The sequence below is a fragment of the Bradyrhizobium sp. P3_C3 genome (assembly GCF_056402655.1).
Map to the genome: position 1 here is coordinate 177,461 of NZ_JBFUGY010000001.1, position 21,831 is coordinate 199,291.

Genomic DNA, 21,831 nt, shown 5'->3' on the forward strand with positions numbered 1-21,831 from the left:
GGGGGATGGACTTCGTTAAGCAAATCAGCCCGGCAAGAGGAGCGCTTCAACAGCCAGGACGTCAGTCCTTGATCCGGTTCTCTCGAACGTCTTTCAATATCGCCTCGTACGTCGCGATTACCTGCTTGTTTCGATCGATAGCCTCCTGGGTGACGTCCCGCCAGGCGCTGCTTCCCTCGCGCTCGCCGAGCTTCATTCTCCCCGACTCAAGCGGTTCGAGGTCTCGTCTCAGTTGCTCGAGCTGCTTCTCGACAGCCTTTGCGTACTCGCGCCAGTCTACTGCCATCGTTGCTCCTCCCGGCTTTCAAAATTAGCATTTCGCAACCGGAGAGCGAGCGCAAGTGCCTGCCTCCCTGATTCCTGGATATTCGATGGCGCTGGCTGACATCCGGCCGCCGCGACTCAGGCGCGCCCGCCGCGCGCAATGCTGAAGCCAACGACCGCGATCTTACTCACCCGAGAACTTGTGGGTGGCCGCCAGATATGGACCGAATAAACCTTCCATTCGAGGGTAAAATGCATTCAGCGCATCAAGATGTTTCCGCCGACCCGCGATCATGTCGCCGCGCTGTGCGCCCGACAGGTGTGCTTCATTGAGTTCCTTGTTGCACGCGTCAAAATCGATCGCGTGCATGTATAACTCATCAAGGTATGAGGTGACTTCCTTTCCGAAAAGCCACCGAGCGCGGTCGATACCTTCTAGCAATTCCTGCTCGAGCACTGAATTTGAGCTGCCGGAAGTTACGATTTTCGCTATTGCGCCGCGAAGGGTTGAAAACGCATCTAACCGCCGTTGGAATAGATCAAGGGCCAGTTTGTCCTGAGCAATATTGGCTTGCCGTCGCGCAATCTTAGCTTGATAGAGGCCGAAAGCGATCGCCACTCCTGCCGCCGTGATGGAGGCGAGCACGGTCGCGACGGGACCAGCAAACTTCACGATCAAATCGACCGTGCATGCGTCCATAGCGCTTGCCTCAAAGTTTTTTGATCGAGCGGGCGACTACGGGCCCAATCTCGCGGTCCATTCGATCCAGCGTGTCTAATCCTTCCTTTAAAGTCGGATAGCTCTTGAACCCCACCTTGCGATAGCGAAACGAGTGATCAGCATGGTGCGGATCGAGCAACTCGATCACTGCCCCGGTTTTTAGACTCTTGGGTGCATAACCATGCTCAGTTGCCATCTTAAAGAGCTTGGCTAACGAATGGCGTGTATCCACCTTTTTGAGCTCGGACTGCTTCACACCGGCCGCAATGTTGAAGGCCTTGAGATAAAGCTCAATGCTCTGCGAAATCAGAAAGTATTGTGGGCTCGTAATCTGCTGAAACTGGCTATCGGCGAGAATGCGCGCCGCTTGCCGGTACTGCTGCGCATCCGTCAGGTGGGAGACGGCCAAGAATTTGTCGGGCGGTGAATCGGGAGTTGCCATCCAGGTGATCTAACGCAACCTGAAGGCGCGGGAAAGCGCCCCGAAAGGGGATGGATTTTTAACCAAATCAGTGATGGGATGTCCGTGGGCTTGAACACCCGGACTAGAATAGGCGTGCAACCGATTGGCGTCGGAAGCGTGCCGAATGCATGGACCCTTGGCGGGGTCTGATGCTGGATGCACCTTGGCGGGTGCACCGACCTGGCCATTATGGCCGGGAGGGGTGCGCTATGTCCAGAGCGAAAGCTTAAAGGCCATCCGCCTGTTTCTAGCAGGTGTTCAACTCCCGGCTGCCGGTCCGTCACCGGCATCGGCCTTGAACAGCCAATCTAGAAAGCCACAACCATGACCATCGATAGCCCCATTCCGCCGCGAGCGGAGTCCGTGGATTCGTTTTCCTCTCAACCCGCCACCGGACAGCCTGAAACAGGCGAACGCATCAGCGAGTCCCTAAAGCCCGCTGAGGGCCTGTCCCGCCGCAGCATGCTCGGCAAGGCGGTGCAGCAATGAGCAACATCATCGATCTGTCTGCCGCGCGCGCTGGGGCGAATTCTCCCGCCGCCTTACCTACAGAGAACGTCGCCGAAATCCTGACACCGCCCAGCCGGCTCGACAGCGAGGAGGAGCTCGACCGAGCCTCCGCGATCATGCGCGCAGCCGTTACGTATACGTCGATCAATGGCGCGATCAACGGTGCCTGGCGCGCCGAGCACACCGGCAATTCGACCGTTGCCGAGATCGTCATTGAGGGCACGTCCGAGCGGCGGGACGCAGCGCTGCGCAGGCTTACGCGCCTCATGAGTAAGACGAGCAAGGTTCGGACGGTTGAACTGTGGTCGCTCGCCAGCGTCGCCGACGTCGTAATGGATCAGTCCGGCGACGAGGAGTCGGGCCGCAATCTTCAACCGTTCGAGATCCTTTTCCTGCGATCATTGTTTCGGCTGGTCGAGCGAGATTGCGAGAACCGGGAGCGATCAGCATGAGCAACGTGATTGAGCTATCGCGACCCGACCGAGCGGCCGTCGAGAAACTTCACGCAAAGGCCTTCCGCAATCTGGAGCAAAAGGTCGGCGATCTCGATCGGATGGGCGAGATCACAGAGCATTTGGTCGCCGACTGGTGCCAAGACGTGACCAACGAGCGATGTCTGGAGCTTGCCAACTTCGCGGTCCAGCACCTCGCGGACATGCTGCGCGAGTTCAAGACGAGCTATTACGCAGCGTGGAACGACGAGACGCAGCGGGGTGCGCCATGAAGCGCCGGCGGCTGAGGCGATAATACCAGGGCCCGCCGGTTCACGCTGACGGGCCTAGCACTCCCGGCGCTCTAATCCGCAATTGGATCGGCAGCCGGGAGCAGTTGGGGCTGGAATGACATGCCGTGCCATGTCTGCCCTCCAAGTGACAATGCGTAGAAAACCGGACTCCGGTAGTTGCCCGGACTCCATTTTCGGAACGGGGTGTTCTATTAAAGGAACACCGGCGCGATTTAAGTACCAACCGATTTCAAGTTACCCGGGATGGCCGCAGTGGGGCTGGAACCACGCTGCGGCTTTTCCCATTTTGCGGCATTTCAGTTGGAGCCGCTGCTGCTCGACCCCGCCAGGATTATGACTCGCGTTCCTATGTCGAAGAGCGCACACTAAATCATCACCGCGCGGCCCTTGGCTTTTATCGGTGATGAGAACGCCATCTCGCGCTCCCGCCTCCTTCCTCTGGATAGGAGCCAGCGCCATGCGACGCCGAACCAAGCAGACCACCCCCCTTGAAGAGCGCTTTGCCGAAGAGGCCAAGCGCCTCCGTGAGAAGGCTGAAACGCTTCCCCCAGGAATCGAGCGGGAGCATGCAATTCGCAGAGCCCGCCAAGCCGAGACCGGCTCTCACATCAGCGACTGGCTGAGATCGCCCGGCCTACAGCCGCCGGAATAGAAGGTCCTTCAGGCAGCCGCGAGTTGCCCCGCGTATATCCGAACGCGGCCATTTGTGGTCATTCGCAGCCTACCCGATAGAAAGACCATGTAGCCCAAAGCAATGAGCCGATCGCTGTGTGCGGGGGGGATTATGGGCGCGCGGCCGTTTGGGGGCACATTGCCAACCAGAAGAAGCGAAGCGAACTCTTCTGCGGTTAGGGCTTCTGTTTCCCGGGCCATCCCTCACACTGAACCGCATCGACAATCGCGCCTGTTCAATTTTGCTCAAGACAGAAAATAAAGGCCGCCTCAGTTGGCGCTGGGAGTGAGCAATTTTGCTCATCATGCTGCTTCCAGACGTGCTACTTTTTCCCGATGCGTAACGAATTGGTCTATCGTGGCGTTGTGATTGTGCTGGGGATGCTGCCGGTAGCGGCTGCCGCCATTGGCCTCTTTTTCCTGTAAGGCCGTTCAGTTGGATCCCGAGGTTGGTCATTCAATAGGAACGATCGTCCGACAGAAAGATTGAGCAATCGGTCTGTGGCGCGTTCCTAGGTTCGCGCCATCCACCCGGAACCGCCCATCGTCTAACGCGCGTTGGGCGATGGGTCGGTTCTCGTAGGGCCGCCTTAGTTGGCAATGCTTCCGCGCCAGTTCGCCTCAGCTGGCCGCGGGTTTCTTTTTGGCTAACCCGTCTTGGCATGGAACGCCGAAGCTGTCGCAAGTGAGCGCGAAAGCATCTTTCGCCTTCGAGTCTTCAAAGCAGAAGACCATGCCGACGTCGGCCCGATCGATCCACCAGTCGACCTTATTCTCCTTCGCAATTCGGGAAGCTTCTCCGCGCAGTAGATCGAGCTGTTTTCCAGCCGCACGGACGATCAGGCAATTTTCCTTGGGCATAATCTCGAATCCTCAAATGATGAAAGTGCACGGCAGCTTGCGCCGCGGATCAAGCTGGTGAGCCTATCACGTCGTATTCGAATGCCACTCCCTCGGGATCGTTCTCCTCGAACCACGTTTCCGCAGCATCGATGGTGGAAAAGACCTTGATGTGATCGGCGTCGCCGACCCGTTTGGCAGTATTCACGTACACGAAGACGGTCATTGATCCCTCTTCAGTTTGCGCCGGCCCCAATGGGGCCCCTTTCCCTTCGGGTTAAACTCCGGGACGTGGTGGCGGTTCAACGCCCGCATGACCCCGATGCGGGCAAACATCGCCGGGCCGCCGCCTTCCGCCACCAGGATCAAGGCTTCCATCGCCGCTTGCCATTCCGGCGCCTGGTGCTCCTTCCTCGGCAAAGCGCTGATGTATTCGCCGGCATCCAGCAGCGTCACCAGCTTGCCGCCGTCCACCTCGATCGGCTTCTCGAAAGGCCGCCCCCAGCCCTTGGTCATTTCGTGTTTCGGTACCCCATGATTGCAAGCTGTGGATTGCCTCGTTCGAAGTCTGGCCGGACTTCTCCTCCGCGGCCACCGCAGCCCCGGCAGACCAGCCGCGGCTCGAGATCGGAAAGCCTTACATTGTCAGGCCACCGATCGGCCTCCAGGGCAATGTGATGGCCACAATGGCAGTAGACCAGCACGCCGCGCACGCCCATTTCACGCATCTCGCCGAAGGTGATCTTGATCGGGCGGCCGTCGGCATGGGTAGGCGTGCGGCGGCGGACCGGGCGAGGCATGCCGCGATCAAAGCGGCATCCTAAGCGCGTCGCAAATTATCAATCCCTTGGGTCCCCGGACGCGCGCGAGCTACTACGCGTCGTGGGTGTGGGAAGCAGGAGCCCGTCAGTCCGCGCTTACGGGCGCATGGCGCGCTGGCTCTACGTCGATTGAACCCGCGAAGACCGAGTGCGCAGCAGTGTCCGATCACCAAGGGACACAGTACCCGACAAAAAGAAACAGTCCCCAAAACAGAAGAGCCCAACCTATTGGCGACAGTTGCGCCAGCTTCGCGCTGCGATCGATGTTGTTGAGCATCGATTTCTCCCCATCGAGCCGCTTACCCACCAACGCTATGGTAGAATAAGGTTCGCGCTACAATCAAGATGGAACTATGAAAGGCGCGTTCGGAAACCGCTCCTGCCACATCCAGGGGCACGATCATTGCCACGCAACTGAATACGTTCGACCGTTGGTATTGGGGTCGCTGTTGTCGCTGGCCGAAAAGACGATCCCTACGCCGCGCCGGCCGCAGGACGGGCAAATGAAGTCTTGACGAACAGGGGCCCTGGGAGTTTGCTCGCTGAGCGTGCGACTCTTCGGGATTTCCAGAATGCGCAGGCTTCAAGAGCGGATCGCTTTGCCGGGTGCAGTGGCTTTCGCCGGCTTCTTCCTGGCGTCCTGCACCACTTCGGAGCCCGTTGCTGAGCGGTCGGCCCCACAGCGCGGTGCAGCTTGGGCCCGCGATCTGAGCGAGCCACCCCCGAGGCGAGAGCAGGACCGCGAGGCTATTGCAGAAACGAAGGCGAGCCTTAACGTCGCTCGTGAGAGGGCGTTGAGATAGGGCCCCTGTTATCGCGGTGCCTGGATGATGCGAATCCTCACATCGTTGGACGAACTCGCGCGCATGGAGCGCATCTGCCCGGAGCTGGCGAAGGAGAGCGCCCTGCCCTTGGAGCGCGCCGGCCTGCTCGATCTGGCGGCCAATATCGGGCCGCTACCCGGGCGCTACCTAGGGCGAATTTCCCGGTAGCGCGGCTTCGTCGATTTCCTGCTAAGTCATTGAGATTACTTGGCAGGAGTGGCAGGGCTCGAACCTGCGACCCCCGGTTTTGGAGACCGGTGCTCTACCAATTGAGCTACACTCCTACGGACCCTCGCGTCGCCACGCGGATCAGGGGCGCTTTCAAGCACAGGGGACGGCTGGTTTGCAAGGGTGAAGCGCGCTGGCTTCGCTTGTTTGTGCCGCGCCTTCTGGGCCAGAGTTCATTCCCGATAATAATGTGCCCCCCGGGAGTGAACATGACTGCCACAGCCGCCGCCCAAGCCGCCACCGCGCCGAAAACCCCGCTTTTGCCCGAGGCCAGGCCGGAAACGCTGGGCCTGTCGCGCCCTCGCCTCCAGGCGATGTCGGACGCCTTCAAGCGCGAGATCGACAAGGGAACCATCCCCGGGGTGACCGTGCTGGTCGCCCGGCGCGGCCAGGTCGGCTGGTTCGAGGCGCTCGGCAAGCAGAGCCCGGCGGGGTCCGCGCCGATGGCGCTTGATTCGATCTTCCGGATCTTCTCGATGACCAAGCCGATCGTCTCGGTCGGCATCATGACGCTGGTCGAGGATGGCCATTTGCTCCTCGCCGATCCCGTCGCCAAGTTCATTCCGGAGTTCGCGGACCAGAAGGTCGGCGTCGTCAGCGGCGGCAAGCTGGAACTGGTTCCGCCCCGGCGGCCGATGACGGTGCAGGACCTGCTCCGCCACACCTCTGGTCTCACTTATGAGCACCAGGGCGACGGCCCCGTGCACAAGCTCTACCAGGACTCGCGGGTGCGCAGCCGCAAGATCACCAATGCCGAGCATGCCGCGCTGGTGGCTAGCTTCCCGCTGGTCTGCCATCCCGGCGACGAGTTCAACTACAGCCGCTCCACCGACATCCTCGGCCGCATCATCGAGGTCGTCAGCGGCAAATCGCTCGGCGCGTTCCTCACCGAGCGCATCCTCGCGCCGTTGCAGATGACTGAAACCGCCTTCTCCACCAGCGAAGCCAATGCCGGCCGGCTCGCTCAGCCGTTCGAAGCCGATCCCTGGACCGGCGACAAGGTCGCGCTGTTCAACATGCTCGAGCAGCCGGTGATGGAGTCCGGCGGCGGCGGCCTGGTCTCGACCACGATAGACTATGCCCGCTTCGCGCTGATGCTGCGCAACGGCGGCACGCTCGACGGCAACAGGATCATCGGCCGCAAGACGCTGGAGCTGATGGCATCCGATCACCTTGGGCCGCACGTTGTGACCAACAGCACGCTGCTGTCGCCGGGCCACGGCTTCGGCCTCGGCTTCGCCGTGCGCCGCGAGGCCGGCATCGCGCCGTTCCCCGGCAGCGTCGGCCAGTATTTCTGGAGCGGCATTGCGGGGACGTTCTTCTGGATCGACCCGAAGGAAGATCTGTTCGTCGTGTTTATGTCGCAGGGACCGGGGCAGCGCGACCACACGCGGACGCTGGTGCGGGATCTAGTTTACGCGGCGGTGGATTGACGATCGCTCTCGTGCCCCGGACGCGACGCAACGCGTAGCGGTGCGTCGCAGAGCCGGGGCCCATGTCTCCGCGATCTCGAACGCCGCCTTCTGGGTCCCGGCTCAGCGGAGCAGCACTTCGTGCTGCACCGCGTCCGGGACGCGAGACCATCAACTAATCGTCGCGCCGCCGTCGATCACCATGGTCTGGCCGGTCATGAAGTCGCCGGCCTTCGATCCCAGGAACACGGCGGCGCCGGCGATCTCGTCGGGGATGCCGATGCGCAGCAGCGGCGAGCGCGAGGTCGAGGCCTTCAAATTCTCCGGGTTGTCCCACAGTGCCTTGGCAAAATCGGTCTTGATCAGGCCGGGCGCGATGCAGTTCACGCGGATGTTGTGCTTGCCGTACTCGCAGGCGAGGTTGCGCGCGAGCTGCATGTCGGCGGCCTTGGAAATCGCGTAGGCGCCGAGGATGGTCGAGCCCTTCAGGCCGCCAATCGAGGACACGATGATGACCGAGCCGTCCTTGCGCTCGATCATCTGCGGCACCACCATCGAGATCAGCCAGTTGTTGGCGACGATGTTATTGTCGAGAATCTTCCTGAACTGATCGTCGGAGATGCCGGCGAGCGGACCGTAATAGGGGTTCGACGCGGCGTTGCAGACCAGCACGTCGATCTTGCCGAAGGCGCGGTTGCTCTCGTCGATGAGGTTTTGCAGATTTTCCTTCGACGAGATGTTGGCGGCGATCGCAACCGCCGTGCCGTTGCCGAACTTGTCGTTGATGCCCTTCGCAACCTGGTCGCAGACGTCGGCCTTGCGCGAGGAGATCACGACCTTGGCGCCGTGCTCAGCCATGCGCTCGGCGATCGCAAGCCCGATGCCGCGCGTCGATCCCGTGATGACGGCGACTTTCCCCTTCATGTCGAACAAGGTCATGTTTCTCTCCCAGAGTGCGTTTTGATTGGCTTGAAGCTTACGCCGCGTCCGCACGAGCGGACAATGGCGTCAGGCAAGCTTCTTGACTTCCGGCCCCGCCAGCTGATGCATCTCGGCGTGCGCGTCATCAGCGATCCACGGCTGCTGGTTGACCATCGGCAATCGCCAGACCGAGCGTTCGGAGCTCGAGAAATAATCGAGCCGCGTGATCGACACATTGTCGATGTCGAACGACAGTGCCCGCTCTACCTGGCCGTCGAGTGCGAGGCCGATCGCCGCCTTGATGGTGCCGCCATGCGCAACCGCGATCACATCCTGCCCGGCCGCCTCGTTGTTGATCCGCTCGACGGTGCGGCGCGTGCGGTTGTAGAGATCCATGAAGCTTTCGCCGCCGGGCGCGGGCTCGTTGATGTCGGCGAACCAGCTCGAGCCGACGGGGCGGCTGGCGATGAACTGGGCGCGATTCATGCCCTGCCAGCGGCCGAGATTCTGTTCGGCCAGGTCTGCTTCCCATTTCATCGATGCGGGCCTTGGGAAGCCGGCCGCCCAGATCGCTTCCGCGGTCTGGTGGGTGCGCATCAGATTGCTCGAATACCAGACCGCCTTGCGTGGCAGCACCTTGGCAACAGCGTTGAACACGTAGGTATCGCTGGTATCGCAGGCGAGATCGCTCTGGCCGTAAATGTTGCCGCCGTCATTGCGCACCGGCGCATGACGGACCCACCACCACCGCGTCGTGACCACTTTGGGCTTGTCTGTGCCTGTCATCGAAACTCTTCCATCCCGTGTGATGTCGCTGTACGTCAGGTGTGAACGTGTCTCAAGACACTTTACCGTTTGAAATCTTGTTTGAAATTCCGTTGCGCGGCAAGCGTCGCGCAGCATACCAGAGGGAGAAACGCATGGGCCGTCTGCAAGGCAAATCCGTCATCATCACCGGCGCCGGCAGCGGCATCGGCCGCGCCGCCGCACTCCTCTTCACCAGGGAAGGCGCCAAGCTGATCGCGGTCGATCGCACCGAGGCGGTGAAGGAGACCGTCGACGAGGTGAAGAAGGCCGGCGGTGTCGCGGAAGCCATGGTGGCGGATGCGGGCTCCGAAAAGGACGTCATGGCCGTCATCGACAAGGCGGTGAAGACGCACGGCCGGCTCGACGTGATCTGGGCCAATGCCGGCGTTTCCGGCGGGCTCGTGCCGCTCGGCGAGCAGACCGTGGAACAGTGGCAGGAGGTGCTGCGCATCAACCTGATCGGCCCGTTCCTCGCGGTGAAACATGCGATGCCGCACATGGTGAAGCAGCAGTCCGGCGCGATCGTGCTCACGGCGTCCGTCGCGGGCCTCAAGGCCGGCGCCAGCGGGCATCCCTATGCGGCGAGCAAGGCCGGCGTGATCAGCCTGGTGCAGACCACGGCGTATTCGCTCACCGGCACCGGCGTGCGCATCAACGCGGTGTGCCCGGGCCTGATCGAGACCGGCATGACCAAACCGATCTTCGACCGCGCCAAGGAGCGCGGCACCCAAGACAAGATCGGCCAGCTCAATCCGTTGAAGCGCCCCGGCCAGCCGCACGAGCTCGCGGCGATGGGGCTGTTCCTGGCCAGCGACGAAGCATCGTATGTCAACGGCCAGGCGTTCCCGGTTGACGGTGGTTTGACGGCGTCGATGCCGTATACGGGCAAGCCGGTTTAGCATGCGCTTTCTCGTATCCCGGACGCGTTGCGTCCGGGATACGAGACCGGAGTTTTGGCGCGCAACTGCCTCAACATCGTCATTGCGAGCGCAGCGAAGCAATCCAGAATCCCTCCGCGGAGGCAGTCTGGATTGCTTCGTCGCAAGAGCTCCTCGCAATGACGGAGTGTGAGGTGACACGGCCGCTTCATCATTCGCATCTTCATTGCAGACACACCTTCGCATCCTCGCGGCTTGCTTCGCCCGAGCTTTGCTTGGTCGCCTCACCCCCAATTGAAAGAGGGCGCAGGGAAGGCCGGGAGCCGGTTGGCTCCCATTGTCCGCTATGCCATGAGTAGTTTGCGCTACAATGCACAGCGGGTAACAGGGCAACCGGAGCATCCCGGCCTTCCCTGCGCAGTGGTTGGAACGGCTTATGTCGTGCTCTCCCCGGGGAGCGTTGCACTATTGCCCCCGTCGCCGTTGCGGATGGCTGATGCGCATGCCCGGTCGGGCTGCCACATCACCGCAAGACTTGGCGCACAGACCCCGGGCGCCAGGACGACACGATTTGGCCGTACGCCGATCACATCTGTCGTTGGCGCGAGGTCTTCGCTCACGGTCGCCCGCCCTGCGAAGCTTTTCGCACCGATGTGGCCCACGTCCACCGCCGCCCGGCCCGCGTTCGTGACGATCGCGATACGCCCCTCTTCCTTGGGCCGGGTTGCGGCGACAGATACGCCGTTTCCGAATTTCGGTAAAGTGGAATATTTTCGCGAGTACACATTGACCGAGAGTTTGAGTGTTTTGCCCGACGGGCAACGCAAGGTCTTGTAGACTGGAGATCTTGTAGCCCGGCTGGAGCGAAGCGTAATCCGGGGTTTGCGCCCCCGGACATAGTGGCCCCGGATTTCGCTTCGCTCCATCCGGGCTACGATGCCGATTTGGCCTACGAAGCCAGCGCTGCGACAAACAACCCGCTCGCGACCAACGACGCAACCGTCCGCACGTGGTTCCAGAACGTCCAGTCCTTCAGATACGCCGCCCACACCGCGCCAGCCTCCGGCGCGGACGGCTGCAACGTGGCGAGCGCGTTGTTGAGCGGGACGTTGAACACCATCGTCACCACGAACATGCCGATGACGTAGAGGCCGCCGCCGGCGATCATGCTCACTGCCCCCGGCTCGCTGACGCGCAACGTCCCCATCACCACCAGCGCCGCACCCACCACCGTCGTGCCGAGAAACAGTGGCATGAACAGCGAGCGCACGATGTCGACATTGATCGCGTTCATCACGGCGATGCCGGCGGCCTGATCGAGCCGGCCGAGCGCGGCCATGATGAAGGTCGAGAAGGCGAAATAGATTCCGGCCATGAGGCCGCAGCCGATCGCCGAAAACCAGAGCAGTCCGGTCGTAAAACCCTGCCACATGCCGCAGCTCCCTATAATACGATAAACTCTCGTATTTGATAAATGCGATAAACTCTCTTATTTGTGACGTCAAGCGCGGATGGCGGGAATCAGGATGCCGGAACGGAAAAGCAGGACGGACAAGACGACGCACGCGGCCGCGCGACGCACGCCGCTGGTGCCGACGCAGGAGCGAAGCCGCGAACGCTTCGACCGCATCCTGACCGCTGCGGCCGAGATCCTCACCGAGAAAGGCAGCGACGCCTTCCGGATGAGCGACATCGTCGAGCGCACCGGCATCGCGTTCGGCTCGCTCTATCAATATTTTCCGGACAAGAGCACGGTGATCGGGACGCTCGCCGAGCGGTGCAATGTCATCGGCCGCGAATGCGTCCAGCGCGACCTCGCCGAGATGAAGAAGCTGTCCGACCTGCACGCTGCGCTATGCCGCATCACCGACGGCTATGACCAGATGTTCCGCGAACATCCCGTGATGCATCGCATCTGGCAGGCGACGCAGGCCGACCGAAGCTTGCAGAAGATCGACGAGGAGGATGTGGCTTTTCTCGCCGGCCTCTTGCGCGAGGCGCTCAAGCGTGTCGCGCCGAAACAGCCCGCCACCGCCCTCACCTCCTTCTCGCAACTGGCGATGATCCAGATCGCGGCCGCGGTTCGTCACGCCATCGCCTTGCCGCCGGCGGAGGCGCGGCGCACGCTTGAGCTGTTCAAGCGAATGCTGCCGAAAGATCTCTCCGCACTCGGCTAAAGCACCCCTCGCGACCGGATTTGCCCGAACCGCCACTCCATTGGTATGTTTCGTGCAGGCCGCGAAGCCATCCTCCATCTCATGAACGAGACAATGCCCAACCCGATTTTCCCGAGTTCACGACCCGATCGCATTCGCAACCTCCTCGCCGACCTCGTCGGCTTCGACACCGTCAGCGACCGCACCAATCTGCCCTTGATTGCCCATATCGAGAGCTATCTCGCTTTCCTCGGTGTCAAGGGCGAGCGCATCGTCGACGACACCGGCCAGAAGGCCTCGCTCTGGGTCACGATCGGACCGGAGGACCGGCCAGGTCTCGTCCTGTCGGGCCACACCGACGTCGTGCCGGTCGTGGGCCAGGACTGGAGCCACGATCCGTTCAAGCTGGTCGAGCGCGACGGCAAGCTCTACGGCCGCGGCACCACCGACATGAAGGGTTTTGTCGCGGTGTGCCTCGCCATGGTGCCGGAGATGCTGGAAGCGAAGCTGACGACGCCGATCCATCTCGCCATCTCCTATGACGAGGAGATCGGCTGCGTCGGCGTGCGGCCGATGCTGCGCGAGGTCGCGAAGAAGAAGATCAAGCCGCTCGGCGCCTTCATCGGCGAGCCGACCGAGATGAAGGTCATCATCGGCCACAAGGGCAAGCATGGCGTGCGCGCGACATTCCGTGGTCTCGCCCGCCACTCCTCGATCGCGCCCGACGGCGTCAACGCGATCGAATACGCGGCCGAGCTGATCACCGAAATCCGTCGCCGTGCCGTGAAGCTTGCGGCCGCGCGATCGAATGACAGCCTCTACGACGTTCCGCATTCGACGCTGCTCACCAGCATCGTGCATGGCGGCGCCGCGCTGAACATCGTGCCCGATACCTGCACGGTGGATTTCGAATGCCGCGGCATCGGCATCACCGAGTCGCGCGAGGTGACGGATGCGATCGTCGCCTGGGCCAAGGCCGAGCTCGAGCCGGAGATGAAGAAGCAACATCCCGAGTGCGGCATCGATTTCGAGGAGATCCTCGATTATCCCGCGCTCGACACCGATGCCGATGCCGCGATCGTCACGCTGGCAAAAAGCCTCGCCGGGCGCAACGACCACGCCAAGGTCGCCTTCGGCACCGAGGCAAGCCTGTTCGCCAGCATGGCGGATATCCCGTCGGTGGTGATCGGCCCCGGCGCGATCGCGCAAGCGCATACGCCCGACGAGTTCGTGGCGATGGCGGAGCTGGAGAAATGCGCAGGCTTCGTGGAAAGGCTGATCGCGCATTGTGTGAAGGGCTGACCCGTAGGGTGGGTTAGCTTAGCGCAGCGTAACCCGCCACTTCTGTTGCCCGTGCGAATGGCGGACAATGATGCGCCTTTGCCCACCCTGCGGGAGCTGATTTGCCCGACAGGCAAGGCTCCCTTCTGCGAGGCTCCAGACTCTCGCCTAACCGAAGGGAGAACTCCATGAAGGCCATCGCACTGGGCGCACTCGGGGCCGCGCTGGTTGCGGCCGCCGCTCCCGCCGCGCCGCTCAACGCAACGACGATCCGCTCTGCCGAAATCTCCGACGTCGACCAAGTCGGTCTGATCTGCAACGAGTATTATGGACGCTGCTGGCGGACCCGGGGACGCTATGTCCTGCGCTACTTTGACGACCCCAGCTACTTCCCCGGCAGGGGCTACAACTACTACGCCGGTCCCGGCTATTACGATCGCGGATACGGCGGCTACTACGTCGGACCGAGGTTCACCATTCGCGCCCGGTAGCAGGCCAATCACCATCAGAGCGGCGCTCGACGCCGTCGCGTCGAAGAAGAAGGGCATGAACAGCGAGCGCAGGATGTCGACATTGATGGCGTTCATCGCCGCAACCGTTCAGAGCGTAGCCCGCATGAGCGTTAGCAACATGCGGGACCGCCGTCCCGGGTGTCGCTGCGCTCACCCGGGCTACGGGAGCACGCGTTCCTCATCGCTCCTGCAACGCCAGCCGCACGCCGACGACGCAGTAGATGGTCCCGGCCACCTTGCCCTGCCATTTCACCACGGCCGGATGGCGGCGCAGGAGATTGCCCAGACGACCGGCGCCGACGGCGAACACCACGGTGCTGACGAGACCCAGCAGCACGAAGACGATGCCGAGGATCGCAAGCTGAAGTGCGATCGAACCGTGCTCCGGCCTCACGAATTGCGGCAGGAACGCAAGGAAGAACAGCGCGGTCTTGGGATTGAGCACTTCGGTCAGCACGGCCTGCCGGAAGGCCCGGCCCGCGCCGATCGCGGGCGCGCCGCCGTTCAGCTCGACCGGCGCCTTGTCGAGCATCGCGCGAATGCCGAGATAGATCAGGAACGCAGCGCCCGCATATTTAACGATGCTGAACAGCAGCGCAGAGGTCGCGATGATCGCCGAAAGACCGACGATCGCCATCGAAGTGTGGATCAAGTCACCGGCCGCAATCCCCGCGCCGGTCGCGATGCCGACCTTCGTTCCCGAGCTAACCGCGCGCGCCATGGTGAGCAGCGTCGCAGGCCCGGGAATGAAGACAAAACCGAGTACGATGAGGATGTAGGTGATGAGGGTGGCGTGATCGATCATGTGGCTGGCCGTTCTTTCACTGATGTCGCTACGACAGCGGTGTCATGCCCCGGCTTGACCGGCGCATCCAGTACGCCGCGGCTCCTCTGCGTCCACGCGCTGTCTCTGGGATACTGGATTGCCCGCTTTCGCGGGCAATGACACCGAAAGTGTGGAGACGGCGAACCACAAAGCGAAAAGGCGCGGCCATCAGCCGCGCCTTTGTGTGTCTAAACCGCGCCCGCCTTCTGCGCGTACTCCCACGACGCCTTCGACAGCGGCACGGTGCGCTTGGCCGACTCCAGGGCCTTCGCGTTGGCGGCGGTGCCGTCGCGGACGCGGCCGGCGATGCCTTGGGTGATGCCGGCGAGGCGGAACAGGTTGTAAGCAAAATACCAGTTGAGATCAGGCACCGTCATCTTGGTGACGTTGCAATAGATCTGCGCGGCCTCGTCCACGCTCGGGATGTTGAGCGCCTTGAGGTCAGCGCCATCCAGGCCCGGCATGATCCACTGCATCAGGAGATAGGTGAAGTCGGCCATGGGATCGCCAAGCGTCGACAGCTCCCAATCGAGCACGGCCTGCACGCGCGGTTCCGTCGCGTGGAAAATCATGTTGTCGAGGCGATAGTCGCCGTGGACGATCGAGACGCGCGCCTGCTCCGGCACGGTCTTCGGCAGCCATTCGGCGACCTTCTCGAACTCCGGAATGTGCTGGGTCTCGGACGCCCGGTACTGCTTGGTCCAGCGATCGATCTGGCGCGCGAAATAATTGCCGGGCTTGCCGAATTCGCCGAGGCCGATCGCGACGGGATCGTACATGTGGAGTTTTGCCAGCGTTTCGATCTTGCTGGTGAAGATTTTTCGACGATCTTCCGGCGTCTGGCTCGGCAACGTCGGATCCCAGAACACCCGGCCGTCCTCCATCGACATGATGTAGAAGGCGGCGCCGATGATGCTGTCGTCCTGGCACAGCGCGTAGGCGCGCGCGACCGGAAAACCCTGCTTTCCAAGGGCTGCGATGACGCGATATTCGCGATCGACCGCGTGCGCCGACGGCAGCAATTTGCCGAACGGCTTTCGGCGCATCACATATGAGCGGTTCGGCGTGTTGAGCCGGTAGGTCGGATTGGACTGGCCGCCCTTGAACTGGAGGACGACCAGCGGGCCCTCATAGCCTTCGACGTTGTCGCGCATCCAGGCTTCGAGCCGCATCTCGTCGAAGCGATGACGCTCCTCGACCGGCTTGGTGCCTGAGAATTCTTCGTCTTTCCTGACGCCGTCAGCCACGATGACGCTCCCTCTTCAGTCCGAACATGATCCTAATCGGTAACCGCTGACGCACTTGCGTCAAGCGGTCACCGAATGCGGATCAGCCCTGTCGTCTTTTTCAAGTCGGGAGCGCCGCAGGGCTCTCCCTCTTAATGCTTGGGAGAATTGGCATACTTCCGAACTTCGAGCCTGGCAATGGCGCGATTGTGCACCTCGTCCGGACCGTCGGCGAGCCGCAGCGTGCGGATGCCGGCGTAGTCCTTGGCAAGCCCCGCCTCGTCCGACACGCCCGCGCCGCCAAACGCCTGGATCGCCTCGTCGATGATCTTCAGCGCCATGTTGGGTGCTGCGACCTTGATCATGGCGATCTCGGCCTGCGCGGTCTTGTTGCCGACCTTGTCCATCATGTCGGCAGCCTTGAGGCAGAGCAGACGCGTCATCTCGATGTTGGTGCGGGCCTCGCCGATGCGCTGCTCCCACACGCTGTGCTCGACGATCTTCTTGCCGAAGGCGGTGCGCGACATCAGACGCTTCACCATCTTCTCCAGCGCCTCCTCGGCCTTGCCGATGGTGCGCATGCAGTGATGGATGCGGCCGGGACCGAGGCGGCCCTGCGCGATCTCGAAGCCGCGGCCCTCGCCGAGCAGGATGTTCTCCTTGGGCACGCGCACGTTCTCGAGCAGCACCTGGGCGTGGCCGTGCGGCGCGTCGTCGAAGCCGAACACCGGCAGCATCTTCTCGACCTTGATGCCGGGAGTGTCGAGCGGAACCAGGATCTGCGACTGCTGCTGGTGCTTGGCCGCCTTGAAATCGGTCTTGCCCATCAGGATCGCGATCTTGCAGCGGGGATCGCCGACGCCGGACGACCACCATTTGCGACCGTTGATGACGTAGTGATCGCCATCCTTCTCGATGCTGGTCTCGATGTTGGTGGCGTCGGACGAGGCGACCGCCGGTTCCGTCATCAGGAACGCCGAGCGGATCTCGCCGTCCATCAGCGGACGCAGCCATTTGCGCTTCTGCTCCTTGGAGCCGTAGCGCATGAACACTTCCATGTTGCCGGTGTCGGGCGCCGAACAGTTGAACACTTCCGAAGCCCAGGAGATGTGACCCATCTGCTCCGACAGCAGCGCGTATTCGAGATTGGTCAATCCCGCGCCACGGAATTCGTCGTCTTCATGCACGTTCGGCGGCATGAACATGTTCCAGAGGCCTTCGGCCTTCGCCTTCTTCTTGAGGTCCTCCAGCACCGGGATCACCTTCCAGCGCTCGCCGCTGTGATCCTGCTCGTTATAGATCGGCACCGCCGGACGCACGTGCTTGGTCATGAACGACTGCACGCGGTCGAGCCATTCCTTCTGCTTGGGGGACAGATCGAAATCCATGGGACGCTCCTCGGTCTCTCTTTGCAAAGCTGTTTTGCGCCGGACTGTCCTCCCGCCGCACGCGACCCGCAAGCGCGAATGCTTGCGGACGCCTCGGAACCGGCTCGCGCGTTGCGAACGAGTCTCGATTGCGGATTGACTTTCTCCGGCCTTCAAACGATAGTTTCATACAAGTGTTTGAATTGCAACTCCCTCCCCGAGGGGCATCCATGGCCAGCGATCATACGAGGTCTGCCATTCTCGCCGCCGCCGAACGGCTCTATGCCGATCGCGGCTTTGGCGACGTGACGCTGCGCGACATCGTCGCGGGGGCCAACGTCAACCTCGCGGCGGTGAATTATCATTTCGGCTCGAAGGACGAATTGATCGCGGAGCTGTTCGTCTCGCGCTCGATCGCCACCAATCGCGAACGCCTGCGCGAATTGAAGGCCGCGGAAGAGCAAGGCGGCGGTCGCGCGCCGATCGAGGTGATCTTGCGGGCGCTGGTCGGCCCGACCTTGCGCGGCTGCCTGGGTCCGGAAAACCAGCGCTCCACCGCGGCGCGCTTCATGATCCGCGCCTCGATCGAATCCGTGCCGCCGATCCGCCGCATCAAGAACCGCGAGATCGATCATTTGCGGAAATTCGCAGGCGCCATGCGGCGCTCCCTGCCCGACCGCAGCGACGTCGATATCTATTGGGGCCTGAACTTCGCGCTCGCCATGGCGCACCACACCATCCGCGAGAGCGAGCGGTTGACGAAACTGTCGGAAGGCAAATGCGATCTCGACGACGTCGAGGACGTCGTCGCGCGCGTCGTCAGCGTCGCGACGATGGCGCTGACGGCGGGGCGGACCGAGACGAAGGCGCCCGCGCGCCTACTCGCGCGAGACGCGCGCTGACGAATGAGCTCGATCGATTCTCGTGCACGCCTCGTCCTTCGAGACGACCGCTTTGCGGTCTCCTCAGGATGAGGCTAATCGGCATTGTTGCCCGTTGAATCTATGCCGCGCGCTCCGTCCTCATCCTGAGGAGCCCGCCTCAAGCGGGCGTCTCGAAGGATGGGCCGCGGAAATCCCCCTCACATCATCGCGATGCAGTCGATCTCGACGTCGAAGGGGCCGAACCATTCCGGGGTGCAGACGAAGATGCGCGCCGGCGGATCAATCGGGAAATAGCGGGCATAGACCGCGTTGAACGCGGCGAAGTGTTTGGTCGAGGTGCAGTAGACGTTGCACTTCATAACATTGTCGAGCGAGGCGCCTGCCGTCTCGAGGCAGAGCTTCATCTGCTCCATGATGATCTCGCTCTGCCGCGCGATTGGCATCCCCCCGATCTCGCCCGTCTCGGGGTCGAACGGCGGCAGGCCGGCGACGAAGATCATGTTGCCGGCGCGCGTGACCGGCGAGGTCGGCGCCTTGACGCGGTCGAGAAAGGACGAGATCGGTTCGACGCGGAGTGCTTCGCGTTTCATCGGCGGCCACCTTCGGTTCGAGCGAGACTGGCGCCTTGCTACATTATTTTGCAGCCGGCATGCTTCGCTAAAGCTCGAAGTGTGGTTGCGGGCCTAGAGCGCGATGAGATCGCGCTCTAGTTTTTGTTTGAGATAATCTCCGCGCAAACCCGTTCCGCGTTTGTCGCGAGGGAAAACCGCTGCGCAGTTTTCCGGATCGTGCCTTACACCCGCTGCGGCATCTCCTCGGCCTCTTCCTTGGCGAGCAGCAGTAGCATCTCGATGCCCATCTCGCCTTCCTGGGGCGAACGGATGAACTTTATCTCGTCGGCGCTTTGCCGCAGCGCTGCAATGATGGCGACGGCCTGATTGGCCGTTGCTGCCTCGGTCGCCAGAATTGCCTTCTGGTCCTTGGCCTGAAACCCGATCGTGTAGGACATGCGTTCCCTCCCGGACTTGCGTCGGGATGATCGCATCAGAGTCGCGCGCAAAGCGGAAGCCTGTGCGAGTACGGACCGGGTTCATCTGGGGATTGCACGCAAGCCTCGGGCAAGGCCTGGCATCGCGCAACCGTCGCTCCGAGGCTGGTCAGGATCGCTGTCGCATGCGCGCCAGCACCGCATTGGTCTTCGCCAGCACGCCCCTGGGAGGATCAGGAAGCGAAGCTAGATGATCCCCTGCTGCTTCAGCTGCTCGATCTTGCCGGCATCATAGCCGAGCTTGCCGCCGAGCACCTCCTGGGTGTGCTCGCCGAGCAGCGGCGGGGCGCGGTAATTCTCGATCGGGGTCTCCGAGAGGGTCAGCGCGTTGCGGATCAGCGAGAGATCGGGCTCGAACGGATGATCGACTTTCACCCGCATGCCGCGCGACTGGACGTGCGGATCGGAAAACACCTGCTCGAAATTGTTGATCGGGCCCGACGGCACGCCGGCCTCCTCCAGCTTGTCCAACCAGTAGGCCACCGGCTGCTTCAGGAACAGGCCGGCAAAGATCGCCATGATTTCCTTGCCGTGCACGACGCGGTCGTTGTTCTTGACGAAGCGCTTGTCGTTGGCGAGCTCGGGCTCGCCGAGCACGGCGCAGGTGCGCTGGAACTGGCCGTCATTGCCGACCACCAGCATCAGCTCGCCGTCGGTGCAGCGGAATACGCCGGCCGGCATGCCGCCATTGCCCCAGGTGCCGCGGCGCGGCGGCATCTTGCCGTTGACGAGGTAGATCTGCAGCCAGTGCGACAGCGATGCGATGACGGTATCGAACAGGCAGACGTCGATGTGCTGTCCCTGCCCGTCATTGGCGTCGCGATGGTACAGCGCCGAGAGAATCCCGATCGAGGTGTTCATGCCGGTCATGTAATCGACGATAGACGGGCCGACCTTCATCGGACCCTCGCCGGGCTCGCCGTCGATATGGCCGGTGACGCTCATCAGGCCGCCCATCGCCTGCAGGATCGCGTCATAGCCGGCACGCGGCGCGTAGGGGCCGGTCTGGCCGAAGCCGGTCACCGAGCAATAGATGATGCCGGGGTTGATCGCCTTGATCGTCTCGTAGTCGAGGCCATAGCGCTTGAGATCGCCGACCTTGTAGTTCTCCATAAAGACGTCGACGTCCTTGGCGAGCGCGCGGATGATCGCCTGCCCCTCGGGCTTGGCGATGTTGACGGTGACCGACTTCTTGTTGCGGTTGGCGCAAAGGTAGAACGAGTTGTTGTTGTTGGCCTTGCCCTCGGGGTCGGTCAGATAAGGCGGGCCGAAGGCGCGCGCGTCGTCGCCGGTGCCCGGCCGCTCGATCTTGATCACCTCTGCGCCGAGATCGCCCAGCATCTGGGCCGACAGGGGCCCGGCCAGCACGCGGGTGAGGTCAAGGATCTTGATGCCTGAGAGCGGCAAGGCCGACATGTCGATTTCCTCCGGGAACTGATATTGGCGCGGCGGCCTTAAGCCCTGGCCGCGCTCCCTGCGGATACACCATTTTGGAGTTCTGAGCACTGCGTTCGGGGCATACGGCTATCCATCGCCCGGCAGCAGGAGCGGCCCTGCGGCGGGCGAATTTCCGCGCCACGGCTATCACGCCTGCGCCGGCGCTCCGCCACGGCGATCCGCGCCGCTGATGACGGCTAGAACCTGACGCTGATTCCACCGCGCACGGACTGGAAGCGAGGATGCTGCTCGTAGCTCCCGACGTCGGGCCAGTCGAAGCGGGACGTGCCGAAATCGCTATAGCGATATTCCAGGCGCGCCGTAACCCGATTGGTCAGCGCCGCTTCTCCGCCGACGCCTGCGGTCCATCCGGTCTTCGAAATGTCGGCATCCACCGTGGGAACTGCCAATGTCGACGTCCACCGGTACTTCACCTCGGTGAACGCCAAGCCACCCGTCACATAGAGTAGCAGGCGCTCAGTCGGTGTAAAGCCGAGCCGTCCGCGAACGGAGGCCTCCCACTCCTTGCGCGCGTCGTATCGGAAAAACGGGATGTTAAATCCGCCGTTCACCGGGCCCACGTCTACATCGGCCTCAAGGCCAACAACGAGCCTGTCCAATTGATGGTTGTAGCCCACATGGACACCGCCGAAGCCGCCGTCCGCGCGGAACCCATGCGTGAAGCCGGTCGGAGGCCCGCCCAAGAAGAATTCGACAGTGCGATCCTGGCTCCACGCGTAACCACCTTGGACACCTGCATAGAAGCCAGTCCATGCGAAGGGCGACACGGCGACAGAGCGCACTGCCTTAACGGGCAAGTCGGCAGCATCCGCAGCGACGGCGGAGCAGGCCAGCGCGGCGAGGCAGATTAGCTTGCGTTTCATTGCAAATTCCAGCCCATCGGATTGACGATTCCAACTCTAGCGGGTTCCCCCCGCTTTTGCTGTGGCGGCCGGGCGACACTCGGTGAAAACGAATAGGAAGCGAC

Annotated in this window: 28 protein-coding genes and 1 tRNA gene; 11 read left to right on the top strand and 18 right to left on the bottom strand. The window is 62.4% G+C overall.

Features of this window, described 5'->3' with window-relative positions; translation table 11 throughout:
• Positions 1 to 61: 61 nt before the first annotated feature.
• The 3 genes from AC1DW2_RS00980 to AC1DW2_RS00990 all read right to left on the bottom strand — a co-directional run bounded on the left by AC1DW2_RS00980 (position 62) and on the right by AC1DW2_RS00990 (position 1,427).
• Positions 62 to 286, bottom strand: a complete 225-nt coding sequence (locus AC1DW2_RS00980; protein ID WP_477005075.1) for a hypothetical protein — start codon at positions 284 to 286, stop codon at positions 62 to 64.
• A 162-nt stretch (positions 287 to 448) separates the two neighbouring features.
• Positions 449 to 964: a hypothetical protein gene (locus AC1DW2_RS00985; RefSeq protein WP_477005076.1), complete on the bottom strand. Its 516-nt coding sequence runs from the start codon at positions 962 to 964 to the stop codon at positions 449 to 451.
• Positions 965 to 974: 10 nt separating this feature from the next.
• A complete protein-coding gene (locus tag AC1DW2_RS00990) occupies positions 975 to 1,427 on the bottom strand; it encodes a HEPN domain-containing protein (protein ID WP_477005077.1) in 453 nt (150 codons plus the stop codon).
• Positions 1,428 to 1,772: 345 nt separating this feature from the next.
• Here AC1DW2_RS00990 and AC1DW2_RS00995 point away from each other — a divergent pair, with 345 nt between their 5' ends.
• The 4 genes from AC1DW2_RS00995 (at position 1,773) to AC1DW2_RS01010 (ending at position 3,355) form a co-directional block, all read left to right on the top strand.
• A complete protein-coding gene (locus tag AC1DW2_RS00995) occupies positions 1,773 to 1,937 on the top strand; it encodes a hypothetical protein (protein ID WP_477005078.1) in 165 nt (54 codons plus the stop codon).
• Positions 1,934 to 2,410: a hypothetical protein gene (locus AC1DW2_RS01000; RefSeq protein ID WP_441268030.1), complete on the top strand. Its 477-nt coding sequence runs from the start codon at positions 1,934 to 1,936 to the stop codon at positions 2,408 to 2,410. Before AC1DW2_RS00995 ends, AC1DW2_RS01000 begins: the two co-directional genes overlap by 4 nt.
• Positions 2,407 to 2,682: a hypothetical protein gene (locus AC1DW2_RS01005; protein WP_441268031.1), complete on the top strand. Its 276-nt coding sequence runs from the start codon at positions 2,407 to 2,409 to the stop codon at positions 2,680 to 2,682. Before AC1DW2_RS01000 ends, AC1DW2_RS01005 begins: the two co-directional genes overlap by 4 nt.
• Positions 2,683 to 3,160: 478 nt before the next feature.
• Positions 3,161 to 3,355: a hypothetical protein gene (locus tag AC1DW2_RS01010; protein ID WP_354102182.1), complete on the top strand. Its 195-nt coding sequence runs from the start codon at positions 3,161 to 3,163 to the stop codon at positions 3,353 to 3,355.
• A gap of 641 nt (positions 3,356 to 3,996) precedes the next feature.
• Here the strand turns inward: AC1DW2_RS01010 and AC1DW2_RS01015 are convergent.
• Genes AC1DW2_RS01015 through AC1DW2_RS01030 form a run of 4 tightly spaced genes read right to left on the bottom strand, consistent with a single transcriptional unit; the run spans position 3,997 to position 5,015 of the window.
• Positions 3,997 to 4,236, bottom strand: a complete 240-nt coding sequence (locus AC1DW2_RS01015; protein WP_283016418.1) for a hypothetical protein — start codon at positions 4,234 to 4,236, stop codon at positions 3,997 to 3,999.
• 49 nt (positions 4,237 to 4,285) lie between these two features.
• Entirely contained in the window at positions 4,286 to 4,441 is a 156-nt protein-coding gene (locus AC1DW2_RS01020; protein ID WP_354102181.1) for a hypothetical protein, read from the bottom strand.
• Entirely contained in the window at positions 4,438 to 4,731 is a 294-nt protein-coding gene (locus AC1DW2_RS01025) for a hypothetical protein (RefSeq protein WP_477005079.1), read from the bottom strand. The genes AC1DW2_RS01020 and AC1DW2_RS01025 overlap by 4 nt, the downstream gene beginning before the upstream one ends.
• Positions 4,728 to 5,015 carry a hypothetical protein gene (locus tag AC1DW2_RS01030; protein WP_477005080.1) on the bottom strand — a complete coding sequence of 96 codons (288 nt, stop codon included), beginning with the start codon at positions 5,013 to 5,015 and terminating at the stop codon, positions 4,728 to 4,730. Before AC1DW2_RS01030 ends, AC1DW2_RS01025 begins: the two co-directional genes overlap by 4 nt.
• Before the next feature lie 848 nt (positions 5,016 to 5,863).
• On the opposite strand from AC1DW2_RS01030, the gene AC1DW2_RS01035 reads away from it, so the two are divergent.
• Positions 5,864 to 6,028: a hypothetical protein gene (locus AC1DW2_RS01035; protein WP_477005081.1), complete on the top strand. Its 165-nt coding sequence runs from the start codon at positions 5,864 to 5,866 to the stop codon at positions 6,026 to 6,028.
• A gap of 40 nt (positions 6,029 to 6,068) precedes the next feature.
• Here AC1DW2_RS01035 and AC1DW2_RS01040 read toward each other — a convergent pair.
• Positions 6,069 to 6,144 (bottom strand) — tRNA-Trp (locus AC1DW2_RS01040).
• Positions 6,145 to 6,297: 153 nt separating this feature from the next.
• On the opposite strand from AC1DW2_RS01040, the gene AC1DW2_RS01045 reads away from it, so the two are divergent.
• A complete protein-coding gene (locus AC1DW2_RS01045; protein ID WP_477005082.1) occupies positions 6,298 to 7,521 on the top strand; it encodes a serine hydrolase domain-containing protein in 1,224 nt (407 codons plus the stop codon).
• 150 nt (positions 7,522 to 7,671) lie between these two features.
• Here the strand turns inward: AC1DW2_RS01045 and AC1DW2_RS01050 are convergent, their stop codons facing one another.
• Positions 7,672 to 8,439, bottom strand: a complete 768-nt coding sequence (locus AC1DW2_RS01050) for an SDR family NAD(P)-dependent oxidoreductase (protein WP_063982568.1) — start codon at positions 8,437 to 8,439, stop codon at positions 7,672 to 7,674.
• A 69-nt stretch (positions 8,440 to 8,508) separates the two neighbouring features.
• On the bottom strand, positions 8,509 to 9,207 hold the full coding sequence (locus AC1DW2_RS01055; RefSeq protein ID WP_477005083.1) for a histidine phosphatase family protein: 699 nt from the start codon (positions 9,205 to 9,207) through the stop codon (positions 8,509 to 8,511).
• Positions 9,208 to 9,341: 134 nt separating this feature from the next.
• On the opposite strand from AC1DW2_RS01055, the gene AC1DW2_RS01060 reads away from it, so the two are divergent.
• The gene (locus AC1DW2_RS01060) at positions 9,342 to 10,127 is read left to right on the top strand and encodes an SDR family NAD(P)-dependent oxidoreductase (RefSeq protein WP_071912821.1); all 786 of its coding nucleotides are present in this window, start codon (positions 9,342 to 9,344) and stop codon (positions 10,125 to 10,127) included.
• Between the two features lie 928 nt (positions 10,128 to 11,055).
• Here AC1DW2_RS01060 and AC1DW2_RS01065 read toward each other — a convergent pair.
• Positions 11,056 to 11,538: an anthrone oxygenase family protein gene (locus tag AC1DW2_RS01065; protein WP_477005084.1), complete on the bottom strand. Its 483-nt coding sequence runs from the start codon at positions 11,536 to 11,538 to the stop codon at positions 11,056 to 11,058.
• Between the two features lie 94 nt (positions 11,539 to 11,632).
• On the opposite strand from AC1DW2_RS01065, the gene AC1DW2_RS01070 reads away from it, so the two are divergent.
• The 3 genes from AC1DW2_RS01070 (at position 11,633) to AC1DW2_RS01080 (ending at position 14,034) form a co-directional block, all read left to right on the top strand.
• Complete coding sequence (locus AC1DW2_RS01070; protein ID WP_085405574.1) at positions 11,633 to 12,283, top strand: TetR/AcrR family transcriptional regulator; 651 nt, start codon at positions 11,633 to 11,635, stop codon at positions 12,281 to 12,283.
• Between the two features lie 93 nt (positions 12,284 to 12,376).
• Positions 12,377 to 13,564, top strand: a complete 1,188-nt coding sequence (gene argE, locus AC1DW2_RS01075) for an acetylornithine deacetylase (protein WP_085405573.1) — start codon at positions 12,377 to 12,379, stop codon at positions 13,562 to 13,564.
• 167 nt (positions 13,565 to 13,731) lie between these two features.
• Complete coding sequence (locus AC1DW2_RS01080; protein ID WP_477005085.1) at positions 13,732 to 14,034, top strand: hypothetical protein; 303 nt, start codon at positions 13,732 to 13,734, stop codon at positions 14,032 to 14,034.
• Positions 14,035 to 14,233: 199 nt separating this feature from the next.
• Here the strand turns inward: AC1DW2_RS01080 and AC1DW2_RS01085 are convergent, their stop codons facing one another.
• The 3 genes from AC1DW2_RS01085 to AC1DW2_RS01095 all read right to left on the bottom strand — a co-directional run bounded on the left by AC1DW2_RS01085 (position 14,234) and on the right by AC1DW2_RS01095 (position 17,495).
• Positions 14,234 to 14,860 carry a LysE family translocator gene (locus tag AC1DW2_RS01085; RefSeq protein ID WP_477005086.1) on the bottom strand — a complete coding sequence of 209 codons (627 nt, stop codon included), beginning with the start codon at positions 14,858 to 14,860 and terminating at the stop codon, positions 14,234 to 14,236.
• A 209-nt stretch (positions 14,861 to 15,069) separates the two neighbouring features.
• The gene (locus AC1DW2_RS01090) at positions 15,070 to 16,128 is read right to left on the bottom strand and encodes a phosphotransferase family protein (RefSeq protein ID WP_283016886.1); all 1,059 of its coding nucleotides are present in this window, start codon (positions 16,126 to 16,128) and stop codon (positions 15,070 to 15,072) included.
• A gap of 131 nt (positions 16,129 to 16,259) precedes the next feature.
• Complete coding sequence (locus tag AC1DW2_RS01095; protein WP_477005087.1) at positions 16,260 to 17,495, bottom strand: acyl-CoA dehydrogenase family protein; 1,236 nt, start codon at positions 17,493 to 17,495, stop codon at positions 16,260 to 16,262.
• Positions 17,496 to 17,704: 209 nt separating this feature from the next.
• Here AC1DW2_RS01095 and AC1DW2_RS01100 point away from each other — a divergent pair, with 209 nt between their 5' ends.
• Positions 17,705 to 18,376 (top strand): TetR/AcrR family transcriptional regulator, encoded by a 672-nt coding sequence (locus AC1DW2_RS01100; RefSeq protein WP_477005088.1) that lies wholly within the window; start codon positions 17,705 to 17,707, stop codon positions 18,374 to 18,376.
• 179 nt (positions 18,377 to 18,555) lie between these two features.
• Here the strand turns inward: AC1DW2_RS01100 and AC1DW2_RS01105 are convergent, their stop codons facing one another.
• The 4 genes from AC1DW2_RS01105 to AC1DW2_RS01120 form a co-directional block, all read right to left on the bottom strand.
• A complete protein-coding gene (locus tag AC1DW2_RS01105) occupies positions 18,556 to 18,948 on the bottom strand; it encodes a RidA family protein (RefSeq protein WP_283016887.1) in 393 nt (130 codons plus the stop codon).
• A 203-nt stretch (positions 18,949 to 19,151) separates the two neighbouring features.
• Complete coding sequence (locus tag AC1DW2_RS01110; RefSeq protein WP_014494475.1) at positions 19,152 to 19,367, bottom strand: hypothetical protein; 216 nt, start codon at positions 19,365 to 19,367, stop codon at positions 19,152 to 19,154.
• A gap of 225 nt (positions 19,368 to 19,592) precedes the next feature.
• Positions 19,593 to 20,822 (bottom strand): CaiB/BaiF CoA transferase family protein, encoded by a 1,230-nt coding sequence (locus AC1DW2_RS01115; protein WP_063982558.1) that lies wholly within the window; start codon positions 20,820 to 20,822, stop codon positions 19,593 to 19,595.
• Between the two features lie 218 nt (positions 20,823 to 21,040).
• Positions 21,041 to 21,727 (bottom strand): outer membrane protein, encoded by a 687-nt coding sequence (locus tag AC1DW2_RS01120; RefSeq protein ID WP_477005089.1) that lies wholly within the window; start codon positions 21,725 to 21,727, stop codon positions 21,041 to 21,043.
• Positions 21,728 to 21,831 lie beyond the last annotated feature (104 nt).